At 61.4% G+C, this 20,933-nt stretch carries 16 protein-coding genes and 2 riboswitches; of the genes, 7 read left to right on the top strand and 9 right to left on the bottom strand.

The features are described 5' to 3' along the window. Positions 1 to 2 precede the first annotated feature (2 nt). Complete coding sequence (locus tag JFT87_RS17815) at positions 3 to 926, bottom strand: carbon-nitrogen hydrolase family protein (RefSeq protein ID WP_201203280.1); 924 nt, start codon at positions 924 to 926, stop codon at positions 3 to 5. Between the two features lie 85 nt (positions 927 to 1,011). Here JFT87_RS17815 and JFT87_RS17810 point away from each other — a divergent pair, with 85 nt between their 5' ends. Then, positions 1,012 to 1,953, top strand: a complete 942-nt coding sequence (locus JFT87_RS17810) for a LysR family transcriptional regulator (protein ID WP_201203278.1) — start codon at positions 1,012 to 1,014, stop codon at positions 1,951 to 1,953. 104 nt (positions 1,954 to 2,057) lie between these two features. On the opposite strand, the gene JFT87_RS17805 is transcribed toward JFT87_RS17810, so the two are convergent. Beyond that, positions 2,058 to 2,309, bottom strand: coding sequence for a hypothetical protein (locus tag JFT87_RS17805; RefSeq protein WP_201197520.1), 252 nt, complete (start codon positions 2,307 to 2,309; stop codon positions 2,058 to 2,060). A gap of 164 nt (positions 2,310 to 2,473) precedes the next feature. Here JFT87_RS17805 and JFT87_RS17800 point away from each other — a divergent pair, with 164 nt between their 5' ends. Then, positions 2,474 to 2,791 (top strand): DUF883 family protein, encoded by a 318-nt coding sequence (locus JFT87_RS17800; protein WP_201203276.1) that lies wholly within the window; start codon positions 2,474 to 2,476, stop codon positions 2,789 to 2,791. A 227-nt stretch (positions 2,792 to 3,018) separates the two neighbouring features. On the opposite strand, the gene JFT87_RS17795 is transcribed toward JFT87_RS17800, so the two are convergent. The 4 genes from JFT87_RS17795 to cobW all read right to left on the bottom strand — a co-directional run bounded on the left by JFT87_RS17795 (position 3,019) and on the right by cobW (position 9,675). Further along, positions 3,019 to 3,717 carry a VWA domain-containing protein gene (locus tag JFT87_RS17795; RefSeq protein WP_201203274.1) on the bottom strand — a complete coding sequence of 233 codons (699 nt, stop codon included), beginning with the start codon at positions 3,715 to 3,717 and terminating at the stop codon, positions 3,019 to 3,021. Next, complete coding sequence (locus tag JFT87_RS17790; RefSeq protein ID WP_446739720.1) at positions 3,623 to 4,687, bottom strand: ATP-binding protein; 1,065 nt, start codon at positions 4,685 to 4,687, stop codon at positions 3,623 to 3,625. Before JFT87_RS17790 ends, JFT87_RS17795 begins: the two co-directional genes overlap by 95 nt. Before the next feature lie 62 nt (positions 4,688 to 4,749). Continuing rightward, positions 4,750 to 8,598, bottom strand: coding sequence for a cobaltochelatase subunit CobN (gene cobN, locus JFT87_RS17785; RefSeq protein WP_201203272.1), 3,849 nt, complete (start codon positions 8,596 to 8,598; stop codon positions 4,750 to 4,752). A gap of 3 nt (positions 8,599 to 8,601) precedes the next feature. Further along, a complete protein-coding gene (gene cobW, locus JFT87_RS17780) occupies positions 8,602 to 9,675 on the bottom strand; it encodes a cobalamin biosynthesis protein CobW (protein WP_201203270.1) in 1,074 nt (357 codons plus the stop codon). A 96-nt stretch (positions 9,676 to 9,771) separates the two neighbouring features. Beyond that, positions 9,772 to 9,984: riboswitch (cobalamin riboswitch) on the bottom strand. Between the two features lie 221 nt (positions 9,985 to 10,205). Next, positions 10,206 to 10,434: riboswitch (cobalamin riboswitch) on the top strand. Between the two features lie 118 nt (positions 10,435 to 10,552). On the opposite strand from cobW, the gene JFT87_RS17775 reads away from it, so the two are divergent. The 4 genes from JFT87_RS17775 (at position 10,553) to cobM (ending at position 12,716) form a co-directional block, all read left to right on the top strand. Next, entirely contained in the window at positions 10,553 to 10,744 is a 192-nt protein-coding gene (locus tag JFT87_RS17775; protein WP_010460909.1) for a CbtB domain-containing protein, read from the top strand. Positions 10,745 to 10,755: 11 nt separating this feature from the next. Continuing rightward, a complete protein-coding gene (locus tag JFT87_RS17770; RefSeq protein ID WP_201203267.1) occupies positions 10,756 to 11,463 on the top strand; it encodes a CbtA family protein in 708 nt (235 codons plus the stop codon). After that, positions 11,460 to 11,873: a cobalamin biosynthesis protein gene (locus JFT87_RS17765; protein ID WP_201203265.1), complete on the top strand. Its 414-nt coding sequence runs from the start codon at positions 11,460 to 11,462 to the stop codon at positions 11,871 to 11,873. The genes JFT87_RS17770 and JFT87_RS17765 overlap by 4 nt, the downstream gene beginning before the upstream one ends. Positions 11,874 to 11,969: 96 nt before the next feature. Then, positions 11,970 to 12,716: a precorrin-4 C(11)-methyltransferase gene (cobM, locus tag JFT87_RS17760; RefSeq protein WP_201203263.1), complete on the top strand. Its 747-nt coding sequence runs from the start codon at positions 11,970 to 11,972 to the stop codon at positions 12,714 to 12,716. A 203-nt stretch (positions 12,717 to 12,919) separates the two neighbouring features. Here cobM and nfuA read toward each other — a convergent pair whose 3' ends face one another. From nfuA to JFT87_RS17745, 3 genes are all read right to left on the bottom strand, one after another. Next, entirely contained in the window at positions 12,920 to 13,504 is a 585-nt protein-coding gene (nfuA, locus tag JFT87_RS17755) for a Fe-S biogenesis protein NfuA (RefSeq protein WP_007898222.1), read from the bottom strand. Positions 13,505 to 13,561: 57 nt separating this feature from the next. Beyond that, complete coding sequence (locus tag JFT87_RS17750; protein ID WP_201203261.1) at positions 13,562 to 14,596, bottom strand: acyltransferase family protein; 1,035 nt, start codon at positions 14,594 to 14,596, stop codon at positions 13,562 to 13,564. A 183-nt stretch (positions 14,597 to 14,779) separates the two neighbouring features. Further along, on the bottom strand, positions 14,780 to 17,065 hold the full coding sequence (locus JFT87_RS17745) for a fatty acid cis/trans isomerase (RefSeq protein WP_201203259.1): 2,286 nt from the start codon (positions 17,063 to 17,065) through the stop codon (positions 14,780 to 14,782). Positions 17,066 to 17,220: 155 nt separating this feature from the next. Here JFT87_RS17745 and metH point away from each other — a divergent pair, with 155 nt between their 5' ends. After that, positions 17,221 to 20,931, top strand: a complete 3,711-nt coding sequence (gene metH / locus JFT87_RS17740) for a methionine synthase (RefSeq protein ID WP_201203257.1) — start codon at positions 17,221 to 17,223, stop codon at positions 20,929 to 20,931. Positions 20,932 to 20,933: the final 2 nt, after the last annotated feature.

Below are 20,933 nucleotides of genomic sequence, written 5' to 3'. Positions count from 1 at the left end.
GGTCACGTTGTGAAGCGCACGCCCGGTTTGGCGCGTTCGTCCACGCTCAACTCGAAGACGTCCGGCCGCGCGTAGTGGCCGACCACGTCATAGTCATACCGCGCACGAATCAGTTCATCGGTGTCGATCTCGGCGGTGAGCAATCCGGCCTCACCGCGCAGCGGCCCGGCCAACACGTCACCCATCGGCCCGATTATCACGCTGCCTCCGGCAATCAACGGGCGCTCCGCCGGCCAGTTGGCAATCTCTACGCCGAGCTCGTTCGGCGATGCCTGCACCTGACAGGCACTGACCACAAAGCAGCGGCCTTCATGGGCAATGTGACGCATGCTGACCTGCCACATCTCCCGCTCATCCACCGTCGGCGCGCACCAGACCTCCACGCCTTTGGCGTACATCGCAGTACGCAGCAACGGCATCATGTTTTCCCAGCACACCACCGCCGCAAGCGTCCCGACCTGACTGTCGATCACCGGCAGCGTCGAACCATCGCCCTTGCCCCAGATCAGCCGTTCGGTGCCGGTCGGCATCAGTTTGCGGTGCTTGGCTACCAGCCCGGCCTGCGGATCGAAGTACAGCGCGGCGCAATGCAAGGTGCTGCCCGCGCGTTCGATCACGCCAATCACCAGATTGGCCCCGGTTCGCGCCGACAATCCAGCCAGAGCTTCGGTCTCGACGCCGGGCACATCGATGGCGTTGGCGAAATAGCGTGCGAACGCCTCACGCCCCTCGGGCAGGCGATAACCGAGTTGCGTGCCGAAGGACTCGCCTTTGGGATAGCCGCCCAGCAGCGCTTCCGGCATCACCACCAGCGCGGCGCCGGACTCCATGATTTGGGTTTCCCAGGAAAGGATCTGCTCCAGTGTTTCACCCTTGCCGCCGGGCAAAGCGCCGATTTGCAGGGCCGCAACAATTGACTTGGGCATCGTGATAACTCCGTGGGCAATGAGGTGTTGCTCATTCTCGGCCGTCGCCGGATCATGAATAAAGCCCCGTTCGCTGCTAAATGATATGAACCTTATGAATATCGCCACCGTCGACCTCAACCTGCTCAAAGTCTTCGAAGCCCTGCACGAGGAGTCCAGCGCCAGCCGTGCCGCCCTGCGCCTGGGCGTCACGCAATCGGCGGTCAGCGCCGCGTTGCGGCGTCTGCGGGCGTTGTATGGCGATCAGTTGTTCGTCCGCACCGGCCGGGGGTTGTCACCGACCCTGCGGGCCAATCAATTAAAACCGGTGGTCAGCGATGCGTTGAACAAATGCCGGCAGAGCCTCGCGATGGTCGATCCGGCGGCCAATCATTACGAGGGACGCTCGGTCACCGTGGGCCTGTCGGACGATTTCGAGATGGCCTACGGGCGGCGATTGATTGAAGAAATCGCCCAGCGTGCGCCAAAACTGCGGCTGATTTTCCGCCAGACCCACAGCCAGATCGTCGCCCATGCCTTGCTCGACCGCAGTATCGATCTGGCGATCACCGCCGGCGGCTTTGCCGAGCGCTTGCTCAGTCGCCAGGTGCTGGGCGAAGGGGGTTATCTATGCCTGGTGGACCCGCTCAGCCTGGCCGAAGGACAGCAAACCATCAGCCTGGAAGAATTCGTCGCGCGGGAACACATTCTGGTGTCATCGGGTGGATTTATCGGGATTACCGATGAAGGGCTGGCGGCGTTGGGACTGAGTCGCCGGGTGTGCGCCTCGACCACGCACTTTGCGGCGTTGCCGTATTTGCTCAAGGGCAGCCAAGCGGTGGCGACCATTCCGGCCCATGCCGCGCAAAGCATCGCGGCACTCAGTGGTCTGGCACTGCTGCCCTGCCCGCTGGCGCTGCCGCGTTACCCGATCGAACTGGGCTGGCGCACCAGCACGCTGCTTGATCCGGTGGTATTGAAGGTGCGCGAGGCGATTGTCGCGAGCTTTACCCACGATGGCGACCCTGTAAACGACATGCCGTTGTAGGAGCGAGGCTTGCCCGCGAAGGCGTCCTTGAGATCGCCTTCGCGGGCAAGCCTCGCGCCTACAGGAATCTGTGTTCCATTACAGGGATCGGTGTCGGGCGGGAATTATTTAGCGGCCATCAGACGATTGACTTCGCTGCGCACCATGTTGGCGAACTCGGGCGGCGACATCAGATCAAGCTCGGCGCGAACCCATTCGGCCCATTTGCCTTTGCGCTTGGCCCGCTCACCGAACAACCGCGCGGCTTCGCCCTTGGACTTGCCCAGGTTGCTTTGCCAGAGGTCGAACAGACGGGATTTTTCGTCTTCCAGCGCAGCGCGCTCGGCAAGGGGTTTGTCGGCCAGATTGAAGCTCATGGAAAATTCCTGCTGCGTAAATAGGCGACATCTTACACTGTAGGACGAAATTTCCGGCCCTGGATTTTTCTTCAGGTTGGTGTCGGGATGCAAATTTACTGCAACTTTTCCAACCCCGGCAGACTCCATTGTTCACTGCCCACTTACCCGCAAGGAGTTACTCAATGGCCCGCAAAACCAACGCACAAGCCGCCGCAGACCAAATCAAGGATCAGGCATTCAGTGAACTTCAGGCACTGATCGAAGAATCCGACAAACTGCTCAAAAGCAGCTCCTCACTGGTCGGAGAGGAAGCAGAAACACTTCGTGGGCAAATCGCCCTGAAACTGCAGCAGGCGCTGGATTCAGTCTCCAGCGTCCGTGAGCGGACCAAACCGGCGGTCGATGCCACTGAAACCTACATTGGTGGCCATCCATGGCAGACCGTAGCGATTTCCGCCGGTTTCGGCCTGGTGGTCGGGTTGCTGCTGGGTCGTCGTTAATTTTTACGCGATTGAAGCCGATGCCAGTCAGTTCGCGCTGACTGGCATTTTTGTACGCGGGTTTTGAAACCGAGGTGATGCATGCGCGGGCAAGCCTTGCTCCTGCAAAAACCGCAATGCCCCAATGCCGCGATGCCGCAACGCCGCAATGCCACAACGCCGCAACGCCGCAAACTCTGTAGGAGCCGAGCTTGCTCGCGAAGAGGCCCGATCAGACACCGCCCATGTCAGACCGAAAGCAGCTCATCTATATGCCGATATTCGGCCTCCAGCCCCACCGCCAACTCCCTCGCCCGCCCCAACCGAATCGGCCCACGCTCGATATCGATCAACAGCCCCGGGCACTCCAGCACCGGCAGCCCCGACCAGGCTTTCAAGCGCCCGTCCGTCACCACCAGCAAACGTTGCTGCTCGGCGGGCAAGCGTTTGCGCCGCGCCGTCAGCCATTGCTGTGCCTGCGCCAGCGCCGCCACTAACGGCGTGCCACCGCCCGCGCCCAAGGCATCGAGCCATGCGCGTAAGCCACTGGAAGCCTTCAGGCCCTGCACCTGCCACTTCGGCGCGGTACCGCTGGCCGTCAACAGCGCCAACCGCGCGCGCTGGCGGTAAGCGTCATCGAACAATTGCGCGAGCAGGCCTTTGGCATCACTCAACGCCTGATGGCGACGCGTGGAGGCCGAGGCATCGACGACCACCAGCCACAGTTCATGCGGGCTGCGCGTACGCCATTGCAACAGCAGGTCCGCGCGGGTTTGCGGGCGGCCATTGAGCAGCGTTCCCGGCCAGTTCACGGTGCCGCTGCGAGCGGCATGGCGTTTGCCTTGGCGGCCGTTATCCAGACGTCCGGCGCGGGGTCTGGCATTCGCCCCCGCAGCGGATCGGGGGCGAATGCCTAAGGCTTTTTGCTGGCCAGCTCGGCACTTCACGCCGCGCGCCCGTGGCGATTGACGGTGCCGGCAGGTCGCCCCACTGGCCCTGCCCTTCGCTTGGCGTGGTTTGCGTAGTACTCGGTGATTGCGCCGGTTGTTGCGGGCTGGACGAAGGCTGTTCGCGGCGGCGATGGCGCAAGGCAAACTCGGCGACCGCGTCGATATCTTCCTCGGCAATCGCTTTTGCCCCGCGCCAAGCCGCATGGGCCCGTGCGGCGCGCAGCCAGACCAGATCGGCGCGCAGGCCATCGACACCCGCAGCAAAACAGCGCTCGGTTATCTGCGCGAGCGCTGCGTCATCCAGAGGGATGCTCGCCAATGCGCTGCGCGCCTGCTGGCAGCGTTCGCGCAGGGATTGCTGCTGGTTTTCCCACTCAGCGCAGAAGCTTTGAGGATCGCTGTCGAAATCCAGTCGCCGACGGATGATCTGACCGCGCTCGGCCGGTGCGGTGTGGCCGCTAAGCGCGACGTTCAGGCCGAAGCGGTCAAGCAGTTGCGGACGCAGTTCACCCTCTTCGGGATTCATGGTGCCGATCAGCACGAACTTCGCCGAATGCCGATGGGAAATGCCGTCACGCTCGACCAGGTTGGTGCCGCTGGCGGCCACATCGAGCAGCAGGTCGACGAGGTGATCGGGCAGCAAATTGACCTCATCGACGTAAAGCACGCCGCCGTCAGCCTTGGCCAGCACGCCGGGGGAAAACTGTGCACGACCCTCGCTCAGGGCGGCGTCGAGGTCAAGGGTGCCGACCAGTCGCTCTTCGGTGGCCCCCAAAGGCAAGGTGACGAATTGACCGCTGGCGAGCAGGTCGGCGAGACCCCGAGCGAGCGTCGACTTGGCCATACCGCGCGGGCCTTCGATCAGTACGCCACCGATTTTCGGGTCGATAGCGGTCAGGTACAGCGCGAGCTTCAAATCGTCGGCGCCGACCACGGCGGAGAGCGGGAAATGGGGGGTGTCGGTCATTATTAAATCTCGGTCATGGTCGGTAGGTGCATCAGGCAAACCTCCCTCAGGGGGTAAGCGTGCTAGCTGTCTTCTTCTATATCGAGCAACAAATTCTCCAGCGCCTCGCGGTACTCACCTGGCTCTTTCCACATCCCCCGCTGCTGCGCCTCGAGCATCCGCTCAGTCATATCACGCAAGGCATGCGGGTTGTGCTCGCGGACAAAATCCCGGGTCGCCGGGTCCAGCAGGTAGGCATCCGCCAGCAACGCGTACTGGTGATCGTCGATCAACTGCGTAGTCGCATCAAAAGCAAACAGGTTATCAACCGTCGCAGCCAGTTCAAAAGCGCCCTTGTAGCCATGCCGTTTGACCCCGTCGATCCACTTCGGATTCGCCGCCCGGGAACGTATCACCCGGTTCAACTCTTCCTTTAACGTGCGGATCTTCGGCAAATCCGGCTGGCTGTGATCGCCGTGATAACTGGCCACCGCTTCGCCGCTGAGGCTTTCCACGGCGGCGAGCATACCGCCCTGGAACTGGTAATAGTCATTGGAATCGAGCAAGTCATGCTCGCGGTTATCCTGATTCTGCAGCACCGCTTGCACCTGGCTCAGGCGCTGGGCGAACTGTTCACGGGCGGCGGTGCCTTCGTCAGAACCGCCATAGGCGTAACCGCCCCAGTTCAGGTACACCTCGGCCAAGTCCTCGCGGCTTTGCCACAGGCGCCCGTCGATGGCGCCCTGCACTCCCGCGCCATAGGCACCGGGTTTCGCCCCAAAAATCCGCCAACCGGCCTGACGCTGGGCCGCGTCTTCATCCAGACCCGAGGCCAGCAACGCTTCACGCTCGGCGCGAACCTTGGCAGCCAACGGATTGAGATCGTCCGGCTCGTCCAGCGCGGCGACTGCTTGTACGGCAGCATCGAACAGCCGGATCAGGTTGGCGAAGGCATCACGAAAGAACCCCGACACCCGCAAGGTCACGTCCACCCGCGGGCGGTCCAGCAAACTCAGCGGCAGGATTTCAAAGTCGTCGACCCGCTGACTGCCCGTCGCCCAGACCGGTCGCACGCCCATCAGCGCCATAGCCTGGGCGATGTCGTCGCCGCCGGTGCGCATGGTCGCCGTGCCCCAGACCGACAGGCCGAGCTGACGCAGGTGATCGCCGTGGTCCTGCAAGTGCCGTTCGAGAATCAGGTTGGCCGACTGGAAGCCGATGCGCCACGCCGTGGTGGTCGGCAGGTTGCGCACGTCCACCGAATAGAAATTGCGCCCGGTGGGCAGTACATCGAGGCGACCGCGACTCGGTGCACCGCTTGGCCCGGCGGGGACGAAACGACCGCTGAGGGCGTCGAGCAAGCCGCGCATTTCCGCGGGGCCGCAAGCGTCCAGTCTTGGAGCGACGACTTCGCGGAGGCCGTCGATGATCGCATTCACGTCAGCCCAACCCGCCTCCTGTGGGAGCGAGCCTGCTCGCGAAAGCGGTGGGTCAGGTAAATGGGTAGCGGCTGACAGGACGCCTTCGCGAGCAGGCTCGCTCCCACTCGGGGTTTGTAGTGTTTGGGAAATCAGGGTCGTGGCAAACAGTTCGAGGCGTTCGCGGGTGTCGCCGGCGGTGCGCCAAGACTCGTTGCTTTGTGATTGCAGCGCTTCGGGGCGTGGGCCTGTCCATGGATCAGCCAGCGCACAGTCGAGTGGATCGAAGCCGAGCGCGAAGGCTTTGGCGAGGGCTCGCAATAGACTCGATTGCGCGCCTTTGCCATCGCCCCGTGGAATCCGCAGCAAGGCCAGCAACGTATCAATGCGTAAACGCCCGGTCGGCGATTCGCCGAAAATGTGCAAGCCATCGCGGATCTGCGACTCCTTCAAATCACACAGATACGTATCCAGACGCGGCAACCAGATCGCCGCGTCGGCATCGCTATTCAGTTTTTCGTCGAGTTGCAGTTCGCGGTCGATGTGGGTGTCGCGCACCAGTTGCAGGATGTCGCGCTGCAACTCCCGGGCGCGGCGCGGATCGAGCAACTGCGCCTCGTAATACTCGTCCGCCAACAGTTCAAGGTTACGTAGTGGACCGTAGGTTTCGGCCCGGGTCAGCGGCGGCATCAGGTGATCGATGATCACCGCTTGCGTACGCCGCTTGGCCTGCGCGCCCTCGCCCGGGTCGTTGACGATAAACGGATAGATGTTCGGTAGCGGCCCAAGCAACGCGTCCGGCCAGCAGTTTTCCGAGAGCCCGACCCCCTTGCCCGGCAGCCATTCGAGGTTGCCGTGCTTGCCGACGTGGATCACGCCGTGGGCGCCGTAGGTGTTGCGCAACCAGAAATAGAACGCCAGATACCCGTGGGGCGGCACCAGGTCTGGATCGTGATAGACCGCGCTCGGATCGACCTGATAACCCCGGGCTGGCTGGATGCCGACGAAGGTCAGGCCGAAGCGCAAACCCGCAATCATCATCCGTCCGCCACGGAACATCGGATCGTTTTCCGGCGGGCCCCAACGTTCCAGCACCGCTTGGCGATTGGCTTCAGGCAGTGCGTCGAACATCAAAAAGTAGTCGTCCAGCGCCAGACTTTGCATGCATGGGCGCTGGTCGAGGGTGTCGAGGTCATTGCTGACACCACCGAGCAATTGCTGGATCAACGCGGTGCCGCTGTCCGGTAGTTCGGCCGGCAGCGGGTAGCCTTCTTTATACAGCGCACGCAGGATGTTCAGCGCCGCCGCCGGCGTATCGAGACCGACGCCGTTGCCGATGCGACCATCGCGCGTCGGGTAGTTGGCGAGGATCAGCGCGATGCGTTTTTCGCCGTTGGGCACCCGCGCCAGATCGATCCAGCGCCGCGCCAGTTCGGCGACAAAGTCCATGCGCTCAGGTTGCGGCCGGTAGCAGACCACGTCGGACTGACTGCGCTCGCTGCGCCAGGCCAGATCCTTGAAGCTGATCGGCCGGCTGATGATGCGCCCGTCGAGTTCCGGCAGCGCGATGTGCATCGCCAGATCGCGTGGGCCGAGGCCTTGTTCGCTGGCGCGCCAGCCGGGTTCGTTGTCCTGGGCGCAGATCGCCTGGATCACTGGAATGTTGCGGCGAAACGGCCGCAAGTGCGGCGCTTCGGGGCTGGATTGGGCGAAACCGGTGGTGTTGAGAATGACCGCCGCTTCGACTTCGTCCAGCAAGTCCTCGACCACTGTCAGGCAGCCGGGCTCTTTCAAACTGGCCAGCGCTATTGGCAACGGGTTCAACCCCGCCGCCTGCAAACGCTGGCAGAAAATATCGATGAAACCGGTATTCGCCGCCTGCAAATGCGAGCGATAGAACAGCACCGCCGCCACCGGTTGATCAGCCTGCCAGTCGGCTTGCCAATCGCTCAGTTCAGCGGGGCTTTTATTCGGGTGGTAGATCGCGGTGCGCGGCAGGGTTTGCGGCTCGGCCCAGGCGTAATCGCGATCCAGCCAGCGATTGGCCAAACAGCGGAAAAAATCCAGGGCGTTGGCCATGCCGCCCTGACGCAGAAACTGCCACAGACGATCGCGGTCTTGCGCGAAGACGGTGCTCAAGTCGCTGAGCTCGGGGTCCGGGCGGTCATCGCCGGGCACCAGAATCAGTTGCACACCCCGCTCGGACAGCTCGACGAGCCGCTCGACGCCGTAACGCCAATAGGCGATGCCGCCGTGCAGCGAGATCAAAATCACCTTGGCGTGACGCAGCACTTCGTCGACGTACAAGTCGACCGAAGCGTGATTCTGCACCTGCATCGGGTTAGCGAGGCGCACGCTCGGGTAGTCATCGGGCAACTGCTGCGCCGCTTCGGCGAGCAGCGCCAGGCTGGAATCGCCGCTGCACAGGATCACCAGTTCGGCGGGGGTTTGTCCGAGGTCGGCAATGTTGTCATCCGACACGAAACCGCCGGGCTGGGTCCTAAGCAAATGCATGGCTTAAACGCTGAGCGCGGCGCGCAATTGCGCTTCGAGTTGAGCGGCATCCAGTTCCTGGCCGATCAACACCAAACGGGTGGTGCGCGCTTCTTCGGCGCCCCACTGACGGTCGAAATGCCTGTCGAAACGCGTGCCCACGCCCTGGATCAGCAAGCGCATCGGCTTGTTCGGGATCGCGGCGAAGCCTTTTACGCGCAGGATGCCGTGCTTGACCACCAGTTGGGTCAACGCATCCATCAGCAGGCTTTCGTCGGCTTGCGGCAGCTCGATGGAGATCGAGTCGAAGGCGTCGTGGTCATGATCATCATGGTCGTCATCACCTTCACCGTGGTGATGGTCGTGATGGCTGTGACGGCTGTCGATGTGTTCTTCGGAACCGGCGCCGAGGCCGATCAGCACGTCCAACGGCACGCGGCCGCTGCTGGCTTCGATGATTTTTACTGCGGGCGGCAGTTCTTCGGCGACTTCAAGGCGCACGCGGGCCAGGTCTTCAGGGCTGATCAGGTCAGCCTTGTTGAGGATGACCAGGTCGGCGCTGGCCAGTTGGTCGGCGAACAGTTCGTGCAGCGGCGATTCGTGGTCCAGGTTCGGGTCGAGTTTGCGCTGGGCGTCGACTTGGTCCGGGAACGCGGCAAAGGTGCCGGCGGCCACGGCCGGGCTGTCGACCACGGTGATAACAGCGTCAACGGTGCAGGCGCTGCGGATTTCCGGCCACTGGAAGGCTTGCACCAGTGGTTTTGGCAGGGCCAGGCCCGAGGTTTCGATCAGGATGTGGTCGAGGTCGCCGCGACGGGCCACCAATTCGCGCATCACCGGGAAGAATTCTTCCTGGACGGTGCAGCACAGGCAGCCGTTGGCCAGTTCGTAGACGCGGCCGTTGGCTTCTTCTTCGGTGCAGCCGATGGAGCACTGCTTGAGGATTTCGCCGTCGATGCCCAGCTCGCCAAACTCGTTGACGATTACCGCGATGCGGCGACCTTGCGCGTTGTCGAGCATATGGCGCAGCAAGGTGGTTTTGCCCGAGCCGAGGAAGCCGGTAACGATGGTGACGGGGAGTTTGGCCAGTGTTTTCATCGGATGCCCTTTGGCAAGGTGGCGGGCAAACGGGACGACGACCGCGGCGAAGGATGCGCGGAAGATTTCGCCACCGGATCACCCCGCCCGGTTGTAGTGAGAATTCGTTTCGAGGCAGGTCTCCTGGCTGACGGTGTGCCTGTCGTTAGACTGGCGTTTGCTGCGCCTTCCCGCGGGCTCCATGGCTGGAGCGTGCAGTGGCGTGGCAGCGAACATCACCGTTCACAGTTGCGGGGGCAGCCGCGGCATCGACCGCGTTCCCTTCTTAGCTTCGGCAAACGCCGAAGAACCTCGAAAGCGCAAGGCTACGCATGGTGTGGGGGCGGGTCAATGTTCATGAGACGCTAGCGATCCCCTGTGGCGAGGGAGCTTGCTCCCGCTCGGCGGCGAAGCCGTCGCAAGACCTGCTTGCAACATTTGTCTGAAGGAATGAAGGGGGTCGCTTCGCAACCCACCGGGAGCAAGCTCCCTCGCCACAAAAGCTAACTGAGAACCCTTGCCAATTGACTCCCCCGCCCCGCCCATGGTCTCCTGTGCGCCTTGTTACGGGTGCCCTTCACAGGGTGAAACGGGAAACCGGTGAATCATGTGCTTTACTCTAAAGCCATGTCAGTCCGGTGCTGCCCCCGCAACGGTAAGCGAGTGAAGAATCAGATCCACTGTGCCAGCAGTTCGGCATGGGAAGGCGATTCTTGCAGGTTCCGGCGTAAGCCTTGACCCCTCGCGAGCCCGGAGACCGGCCCGCAACACAAAGTGACCAGTACGATCACTGAATAACAAACCCGCGGTGGGCGGGCGCTGTTTAAGTCTCTGCGCGCACGCTCGCAGGGGTTTGCATGCGCTCTATTCACCCGCTGACAGACCAGAGGGAAGCGCCATGTCGATCATCAGCAGCACCGACCACAGCACTGCAAGTACCACCACAACCTTGAGCCAACGCCTGACCGCCGCCGTTTGCGCGTCGATCCTCGGCGCGTGCCTGGTGTATTTCGCCGGTTTCTCGCACATCGAAGCGGTGCACAACGCTGCGCACGATACCCGTCACAGCTCCGCGTTCCCGTGCCATTGAGACCTGCTGACATGATCAAGCGTATCGCTCAAACCGCAGGTTTCACCGGGCTCCTCGCCGCCCTGCTGCTGACCCTGCTGCAAAGCTTCTGGGTCGCCCCGCTGATTCTTCAGGCGGAAACCTACGAAAAATCCGAACCTGCCGCCGCTGTAGCTCACGAGCACACCGAAGGCGCCATGGCTGCTCACACCCACGACGCCGAAGCCTGGGAGCCGGAAGACGGCTGGCAGCGCGTGCTGTCGACCACCGGCGGTAACCTGGTAGTCGCGGTTGGCTTTGCGCTGATGCTCGCCGGCCTGTACACCTTGCGTGCACCGACCAAAACCGCTCAAGGCCTGCTCTGGGGCCTGGCCGGTTACGCGACGTTTGTGCTGGCGCCGACCCTCGGTCTGCCGCCGGAACTGCCGGGCACTGCCGCCGCCGATCTGGCGCAACGGCAGATCTGGTGGGTCGGCACTGCGGCTTCTACCGCTGTCGGCATCGCGCTGATCGTGTTCAGCCGTCACTGGCTGATGAAAATCTTCGGGGTGGCGATTCTGGCGGTACCGCATGTAATCGGCGCGCCACAACCGGAAGTCCACTCGATGCTGGCCCCGCAAGCCCTGGAGTCTCAGTTCAAAATCGCTTCGCAGTTGACCAACGTGGCGTTCTGGCTGGCCCTGGGCCTGATCAGCGCCTGGTTGTTCCGCCGCAAAAGCGATGGCCAATACCACGCATGACGGATAACAGCGCAGCGCCGACCTTAGTGGTCGGCCTGGGCTGCCAGCGCGGCTGCCCCGCCAGCACGTTGCGGGCGCTGTTGGATCAGGCATTACAGGCGCATCAAATCGAACTTCGTGCGATCAAGGCCCTGGCCAGCATCGACCTGAAACGTGATGAGCCTGGCCTGATCGAATTGGCCGCGCAGCTTGGGCTAGAAGTGATGTACTTCAGCAGCGAACAATTGGCCGGTTATCAGCCACAGCTCAGCCACCATTCGCAGATCGCCTTCGAACGCACCGGCTGCTACGGCGTAGCGGAAAGTGCCGCCCTGGCACTCGCCGAACACTTGGCCCAGGCACCGGCGAAGCTGCTGATTCCCAGGCAAAAATACGCTCAGGCCACCCTCGCATTGGCCAGTGCCGCGTAAAAACCCGATAATCCCCACCTTCGATCATGAGCAATCTTCATCTGAAGCCTTGCACAGCCCTTTTTCTCACAGACTCTTTTTTCAAAGGAACGGACGATGACCGTCTACTTCATTGGCGCAGGTCCCGGCGACCCGGAACTGATCACCGTCAAAGGCCAGCGGCTGATTCGCAGCTGCCCGGTGATCATCTATGCCGGCTCCCTGGTGCCGGCTGCCGTGCTGGACGGCCACCAGGCTGAAACGGTGGTCAACAGCGCCGAACTGCACCTGGAACAGATCATCGAACTGATCAAAACCGCCCACGCCAAGGGGCAGGATGTGGCCCGTGTTCATTCGGGCGATCCGAGCCTGTATGGCGCGATTGGCGAGCAGATTCGTTACCTTCGTGAACTCGATATACCGTTCGAAATCATCCCGGGCGTCACGGCTACCGCCGCCTGCGCTGCGCTACTGGGCGCCGAACTGACCTTACCGGACATCTCGCAAAGCGTGATCCTGACCCGTTACGCCGACAAAACCGCGATGCCGGCCGGCGAAGAGCTAGGCAGCCTGGCGCAACACGGGGCGACCATGGCGATTCATTTAGGGGTCAATCATCTGGAGAAGATCCTCGCCGAATTGCTGCCGCATTACGGCGCCGACTGCCCGATTGCGGTGATTCACCGCGCGACCTGGCCGGATCAGGATTGGGTGGTGGGGACGCTGGCGGACATTGCCGCAAAGGTCGAGGCCAAAGGGTTTCGGCGTACGGCGTTGATACTGGTGGGTCGGGTGTTGGGCAGCGATCAATTTAGTGAATCGTCGCTGTATCGCGCGGGGCATGCGCATCTCTACAGGCCCTGAGTTCACACACAACCCTGTGGCGAGGGGGCTTGCCCCCGTTGGGCTGCGAAGCGGCCCCAGCATTTTAGGTCTTGCGACGGCTTCGCCGCCGAACGGGGGCAAGCCCCCTCGCCACAGGTCATGGCAGCCATAGGAAAATCGACCACCCATAAAAAAACGGCGCTCACGGGGCGCCGTTTTTTATGTCGCAGCGAACACCTTACTCAGTAGTAGGCGTTTTCTTTCTGCGTGTGGTCAGTCACGTCGCGTACACCCTTGAGCTCGGGAATGCGCTCGAGCAAGGTGCGCTCGATGCCTTCGCGCAAGGTGACGTCCGCCTGGCCGCAGCCCTGGCAACCGCCGCCGAACTTAAGAACGGCGATGCCGTCCTCGACCACATCAATCAGACTAACCTGACCGCCGTGGCTCGCGAGCCCCGGGTTGATTTCGGTTTGCAGGTAGTAGTTGATGCGCTCGTTGACCGGGCTGTCAGCGTTGACCATCGGAACTTTGGCGTTTGGCGCCTTGATGGTCAGTTGGCCGCCCATGCGGTCGGTGGCGTAGTCGACAACCGCATCGTCCAGGAAGGCTTCGCTGAACGAGTCGATGTAAGCGGTGAAGCTTTTGAGCCCCAACGCAGTGTCTTCAGGTTTTTCTTCGCCCGGCTTGCAGTAGGCAATGCAGGTTTCGGCGTACTGGGTGCCAGGCTGGGTGATAAAGACGCGGATGCCGATGCCCGGGGTGTTCTGCTTGGAGAGCAGATCAGCCAGATAATCGTGGGCGGCGTCAGTGATGGTAATAGCGGTCATGGAAACTCCTCGCAGGCTTGGGCGCAGTTTACGCCAATCATCGCGCCGCACAAAGTCCTAGTATTTTTGTCGGGAAAGAGCTTGCACGGGCTGAGCAACTGTTTCGCCGTCGATCCAGGCTTTAAGCCACCGATAGCTGCGTTTTTCCACCCATTCGTAACTTGCCCAGGAAGCCACGCCAATGGTGGCCGCGCAAACGGCAAACATGACGTAAGGATTCACATCGTACTGTTGTGCGATAAATCCGCCGGCCGACAGCACCAGCACATGCATCAAGTAGACCGAGTAGGAACAATTACCGAGCAGTTCGAACACCCGATTGTTCTTGAAATAACGTTCCAGCGCGATGCACGCCATCACCAACACGGCACTCGGCAAACCCCAGGCCAGCAGTCGCGGTGCCGGCGGCAGATGATAAATCGTCAGTAAGGCACCAGCGATCCCCAGCAGCGGCAGCCATAAACCGGGCTTGATCCAACCCTTGCGGTAGACCATGCCAATGGCAATCCCCAGCAGAAACTCATAAACGATGTCGGATCGGTAGAACTGGCTGATCCAGCCATAACCGGTCCAGGCCTGGCACACCGCGAACAGCAGCGCCGCGACGATCAGCAACCTGACCTGCAAGCGAAACAGCAGTGCCCAGGCGAACAGCAGGTAAAACAGCATTTCGTAATTCAGCGTCCAACCGACATTGAGCGTCGGATAAATCCCGTAGCCGCCGGGGTTTTGCGTAGGAATGAACAACAGCGACAGCAGGAAATGCGACCAGTCGACCGTCTGATCCGGCAACACCGGTTGAGCGAACACCACCACCAGCGCCATCAGCACCGTGTACAGCCAGTACGCCGGGACGATGCGGCACATTCGATACAGCAGAAACCGCGCCGGCGGCAGCGACTTGGCCTCGGTGGACAGGAAGATCACCAGACCGCTGATGACGAAGAAGATGTCGACGCCCACGGCGCCCTTGTCGATAAACGCCTGCCCCACCGGCCCGCGAGCCTTGAAGTCGAAGAAAATCTGCATGAAATGGTGGCAGACCACCGCCCAGGCTGCGATGGCGCGCAGCGCTTGTACAGAAATCAACATCGACGGCCCTCCAATCGAAATTCACAAACCACCGCAAGCCCCCTGTAGGAGCAAAGCTTGCTCGCGAAAGCGGCGCGTCAGTCAACATCATTGTTGAATGGGCCGCCCTCATCGCTGGCAAGCCAGCTCCCACAGGGAATGTGGGTCTAGTCGGAATTGGGACAGCAGAACACTCTCAAATGATCAAAGATTCTCGTAGCGGTTCATGTCCAGCACGCCCTCTTCCACCGGGTCAGTTTCGTGGATGTACGTGCTCAGGTCGTGGAAGTAGAACCAGAACTGCGGATGACTGCGCCGAACACCCCAGCGTTCAACGATCCTCTCGAAGCTGTCAGCGTCCTTCGACCTTTCCATCGCATCGACAAACTCAGGCACCTGCTCGGCCGGAATGTTGAACATGAAGTTCGGATAACTGCTGAGCACACCTGGGTAAATGGTCAACGTGTCGAGCCCCGGCTGATAACGCAGGGATTCACCGAGTATGAATGCCACGTTGCTGTGGGCACGGTTGCGCAGCAGGCTGTAGATCTCGCGTTTGCCGCTTGCGGTTTCGATACGCAACATCGTCGCTTCCGGCAACTGATCAATGACCTTCAAACCCGCTGCAGGACGCGAAGTCAGGCGACTCAAGGCTTGTTCGGCGTTCTGCAACGCCGGGTCGATGTTCGGCCGCGAGCAATACGCACCATCGCAACGGTTAATCGGATCCGGCGTGGCGTTGAGGTCGCCGTAACGGGCCAGCAATTGCATGGCGAAATCCCGTTTCGGGTCTTTTTCGTCGAGTGTCAGCGCGCTGGGCTTGTCGTTGTCGATGGACTCGTAATCCAGCCACATCTTGAACTTGCCGCCGCTCTGATACCAATCGTCGAGGTAGTCGTTGCGCGAATCGGCCGGCATCAAACGCAGGAAGTTCTGCTCGGCGCCGTTACGGATCAGGTCGAAATACAGCCGCGTCTGGGCCTGATGGGAGACGTTGCCAAACACGTCGAAATTCACCGCCAACTGGTAATAGGTGCGTTCAAGCAAGGGATAGTCGAACAACCACATCGTCTGCGGCACTTCGCCGATCAGGCCCTTGGTCACCGAAGCACTGTCGAAGTGGCGGAAGATGCTCAGTAGCGCGTTGTCGTTACCGGCCCACAGCGTCGACCAGCTCGGCGCCGGCGCCTCGGCGTAGCTGTCCCGGCGCAGGGCTTCGTATTCGTTGCGTTTGTTGCGGTAGTCATGCCACAGGCTCAACACGCTGCCGACGTCGTCGTTCTGCCCCGGCATTGCCAGCAGCGGCGTGGCCTTGCCGCGATAGTTCGGATCGGTGATGTAGAGGTCGTGTTCCGGGGCCTGGAACAGTGCCCAGAAGTTGTCGCGAATCACATCTGTAGCGATCTGCCCACGGCATACCGGACCGCGAATAAAGGTGCGCACGAAGTACTCGGCGTTATCGAGCATGAACTGATAACGCGCCTGGGCCGGGATAGCCTCAAACGTGGTGAACGGATTGGCCCGGCGCTCCGGGCCGTAACCCGGTAAGGCGTTGACCTGCCAATTGCCGCTGAAAAACAGGCTTTTGGCCCGGGACAGCTTCGCCGCGCTCAACGGATAAGTGATGTGGGTCTTCTGCACGATCACGCCTTGCACCGGCCACAACCGGTAATAAATCTGCGTGCCCGGATCGTCGTTCGGCCGGCGGGTATTGATCAGGTCGATCGGCTGGCCGGTCGGCGTGCGCGAACGCACCCACTGGAAAAAATGCCCCGGCTCGCCATCCTTGAAGTAGATATGCGCCAGGAACAAGTGTTCAAACAACCAGCGCCCGACCAGGCTGCCACGAGCGCCCGGTGCGTTGAGCAGATTTTCCCACTGCACCACTTGCAGCGCTTCCCTGGCGCTGGGCACCAGGCCTTGTTCATCAATCGGCGCACCGGCGGCGAGCCAGCGTTGCAGGGTCTGGTACTGCTGATTTGTCAGGCCGGTCACCGCCAGCGGCATGCCTTCTTTCGGGTGCGCGCCGGCATAACCATCGAACTCCGCCGGCATGGCGCACATGTTTTCCCGATTCAGGCCCAGCACGATGTCTTCCGGCAACTTGGCGTTAGGCGTTAGCGGGGTTTTGTGGCCCAGCTCAAGCATCCGTGCCATCAGCGCTGCCTGGCTGCCTTGGGCGTCGAGGACCGAATAGAAGTCCTTGTGCTGCCAGGCCAGTTTACCGAAGGCGTCATAGAAGAGTCGGGTTGGCGAGGATGCGACGCTGCGCTCGCCGTCGTAGACCGCAATCTTGGTCGCGCCGCGGGCCGCCCCTTCACCGCTGCCCAGATTGAGCTGACAGGCGGCGTCGTAGCACGCGTGGCAGGCCACGCACTTTTCGGTGAAGATCGGTTGAATATCTCGGGTATAGGAAATGGCGGGACTTTGCGCATCGGCGCCCCAGCTTGAAAGCAGCAATAGAATGCTGACAACGACGCGATACGACATATCCCTGGTCCCAATCCTGTAAAAACGCCGCGATTCTACCGGTCCAGACCTGCCACCAACATGAACGATATTCATGCAAAACCTTGGCATGCTCTAAAAGCGCACAGGTTTGCTATTATCCCGGCCCTTCGTCATGGCCTTACCGAGTAGTCCAAATGTCCGATCGCAGCGTTCGCCTTCAAGCTCTCAAGCACGCCCTTAAAGAGCGCATCCTGATTCTCGATGGCGGCATGGGCACGATGATCCAGAGCTACAAGCTCGAAGAGCAAGATTACCGTGGCAAGCGCTTTGCCGATTGGCCGAGCGATGTGAAAGGCAACAACGACCTGTTGGTGTTGACCCGCCCGGACGTGATTGGTGCCATCGAAAAGGCGTACCTGGATGCCGGCGCCGACATTCTGGAAACCAACACCTTCAACGCCACCCAGGTTTCCCTGGCCGACTACGGCATGCAGGGCCTGGCGTATGAGTTAAACGTAGAAGGCGCACGCCTGGCGCGCAAGATTGCCGACGCCAAGACCCTCGAAACCCCGGAAAAACCGCGCTTCGTCGCCGGCGTGATCGGGCCGACCAGTCGCACCTGCTCGCTGTCCCCGGACGTGAACAACCCCGGCTACCGCAACGTGACCTTCGACGAACTGGTGGAAAACTACACCGAGGCCACCAAAGGCCTGATCGAAGGTGGCGCCGACCTGATCCTGATCGAAACCATCTTCGACACCTTGAATGCCAAAGCCGCGATCTTCGCCGTGCAAGGGGTTTTCGAAGAGCTGGGCATCGAGTTGCCGATCATGATCTCCGGCACTATCACCGACGCCTCCGGCCGCACCCTCTCCGGCCAGACCACTGAAGCGTTCTGGAACTCAGTGGCCCACGCCAAGCCGATCTCGGTCGGCCTGAACTGCGCCCTCGGCGCCAGCGAATTGCGTCCGTACCTGGAAGAGCTGTCGAACAAGGCGGGTACCCACGTTTCCGCGCACCCGAACGCCGGCCTGCCGAACGAATTCGGCGAGTACGACGAATTGCCGTCGGAAACCGCCAAGGTCATCGAAGAATTCGCCCAAAGCGGCTTCCTGAATATCGTCGGCGGTTGCTGCGGCACCACGCCGGGCCACATCGAAGCCATCGCCAAAGCCGTGGCCGGTTATGCACCGCGTGAAATTCCGGAGATCCCGAAAGCTTGCCGCTTGTCGGGCCTGGAACCGTTCACCATTGATCGCAGCTCGTTGTTCGTCAACGTCGGCGAGCGGACCAACATCACCGGTTCCGCCAAGTTCGCCCGTCTGATCCGTGAAGACAACTACACCGAAGCCCTGGAAGTCGCCTTGCAACAGGTCGAAGCCGGCGCCCAGGTGATCGACATCAACATGGACGAAGGGATGCTCGATTCGAAGAAGGCCATGGTGACCTTCCTCAATTTGATTGCCGGTGAACCGGACATCTCCCGCGTACCGATCATGATCGACTCCTCCAAGTGGGAAGTGATCGAAGCCGGCCTGAAATGCATCCAGGGCAAGGGCATCGTCAACTCGATCAGCATGAAGGAAGGCGTCGAGCAGTTCATTCATCACGCCAAACTGTGCAAGCGCTACGGCGCCGCAGTTGTCGTGATGGCGTTCGACGAAGCCGGCCAGGCCGACACCGAAGCGCGCAAGAAAGAAATCTGCAAACGCTCCTACGACATTCTGGTCAACGAAGTCGGCTTCCCGCCGGAAGACATCATCTTCGACCCGAACATCTTCGCCGTGGCCACCGGCATCGAAGAACACAACAACTACGCTGTGGACTTCATCAATGCCTGCGCCTACATCCGCGACGAACTGCCGTACGCGCTGACCTCTGGCGGCGTGTCCAACGTGTCGTTCTCGTTCCGCGGCAACAACCCGGTGCGTGAGGCGATCCACTCGGTGTTCCTGCTGTATGCGATCCGCAACGGCCTGACCATGGGGATCGTCAACGCCGGCCAACTGGAGATCTACGACCAGATCCCGGCCGAACTGCGTGACGCCGTGGAAGACGTAGTGCTCAACCGCACCCCGGAAGGCACCGACGCCCTCCTCGCCATCGCCGACAAGTACAAGGGCGACGGCAGTGTCAAGGAGGCCGAGACCGAAGAGTGGCGCGGCTGGCCCGTGAACAAGCGTCTGGAGCATGCGCTGGTCAAAGGCATTACCACGCACATTGTTGAAGACACCGAAGAATCCCGTCAGTCGTTCGCCCGTCCGATCGAAGTGATCGAAGGCCCGCTGATGTCTGGCATGAACATCGTCGGCGACCTGTTCGGCGCCGGCAAAATGTTCCTGCCGCAAGTGGTGAAATCTGCCCGCGTGATGAAGCAGGCTGTCGCGCACTTGATCCCGTTCATTGAACTGGAGAAAGGCGACAAGCCGCAAGCCAAGGGCAAGATCCTCATGGCCACGGTCAAGGGCGACGTGCACGACATCGGCAAGAACATCGTTGGCGTGGTGCTGGGTTGCAACGGCTACGACATCGTCGACCTCGGCGTGATGGTGCCAGCGGAGAAGATCCTGCAGGTGGCCAAGGAGCAGAAGTGCGACATCATTGGTTTGTCCGGTCTGATCACGCCTTCGCTGGATGAAATGGTCCACGTGGCCCGCGAGATGCAGCGTCAGGACTTCCACCTGCCGTTGATGATCGGTGGCGCGACCACTTCGAAAGCGCACACCGCGGTGAAGATCGAGCCGAAGTACAGCAACGACGCGGTGATCTATGTTACCGACGCCTCCCGAGCCGTGGGCGTGGCGACGCAATTGCTGTCCAAGGAATTGAAGCCGGCGTTTGTCGAGAAGACGCGCCTGGAATACATCGAAGTCCGCGAGCGCACCGCCAACCGCAGCGCCCGCACCGAACGCTTGAGCTACCCGGCGGCCATCGCCAAGAAGCCGCAGTTCGACTGGAGCACTTACGCGCCGGTCAAGCCGACCTTCACCGGTTCTCGTGTGTTGGACAATATTGACCTGAAGGTGCTGGCCGAATACATCGACTGGACGCCGTTCTTTATCTCCTGGGACCTGGCCGGCAAGTTCCCGCGCATCCTCGAAGACGAAGTGGTCGGTGAAGCCGCCACCGCGCTGTACGCCGATGCCAAGGAAATGCTCGCCAAGCTGATCGACGAGAAACTGATCAGCGCCCGCGCGGTGTTCGGCTTCTGGCCGGCCAACCAGGTCCGCGACGATGACATCGAAGTCTACGGCGATGACGGCAAGCCGCTGGCGAAGCTGCATCACCTGCGTCAACAGATCATCAAGACTGACGGCAAGCCGAACTTTTCCCTGGCCGACTTTGTGGCGCCTAAAGACAGCGAAGTGACCGACTACGTGGGTGGTTTCATTACTACCGCCGGGATCGGCGCCGAAGAAGTGGCCAAGGCTTATCAGGACGCAGGCGACGATTACAACTCGATCATGGTCAAGGCCCTGGCCGACCGTTTGGCCGAGGCCTGCGCCGAGTGGCTGCACCAACAGGTGCGCAAAGAACACTGGGGTTATGCCAAGGACGAGACGCTGGACAACGAGGCGTTGATCAAAGAGCAATACACCGGCATCCGCCCTGCTCCCGGCTACCCGGCCTGCCCGGATCACACCGAGAAAGGCACGCTGTTCGCCCTGCTCGACCCCGAGGCCAGCGAAATGCACGCCGGTCGCAGCGGCGTGTTCCTCACCGAACACTACGCGATGTTCCCGGCGGCAGCAGTCAGCGGCTGGTACTTCGCCCACCCGCAGGCGCAGTACTTTGCCGTGGGCAAGATCGACAAGGACCAGGTGCAGAGCTATACGTCGCGCAAGGGGCAGGAATTGAGCGTGACTGAACGCTGGTTGGCGCCTAACTTGGGTTACGACAACTGATC

The organism is Pseudomonas sp. TH15, from assembly GCF_016651105.1.
In the GTDB taxonomy this organism is placed as follows: Bacteria; Pseudomonadota; Gammaproteobacteria; order Pseudomonadales; family Pseudomonadaceae; genus Aquipseudomonas.
This window is presented reverse-complemented; position numbering and strand designations above follow the sequence as displayed.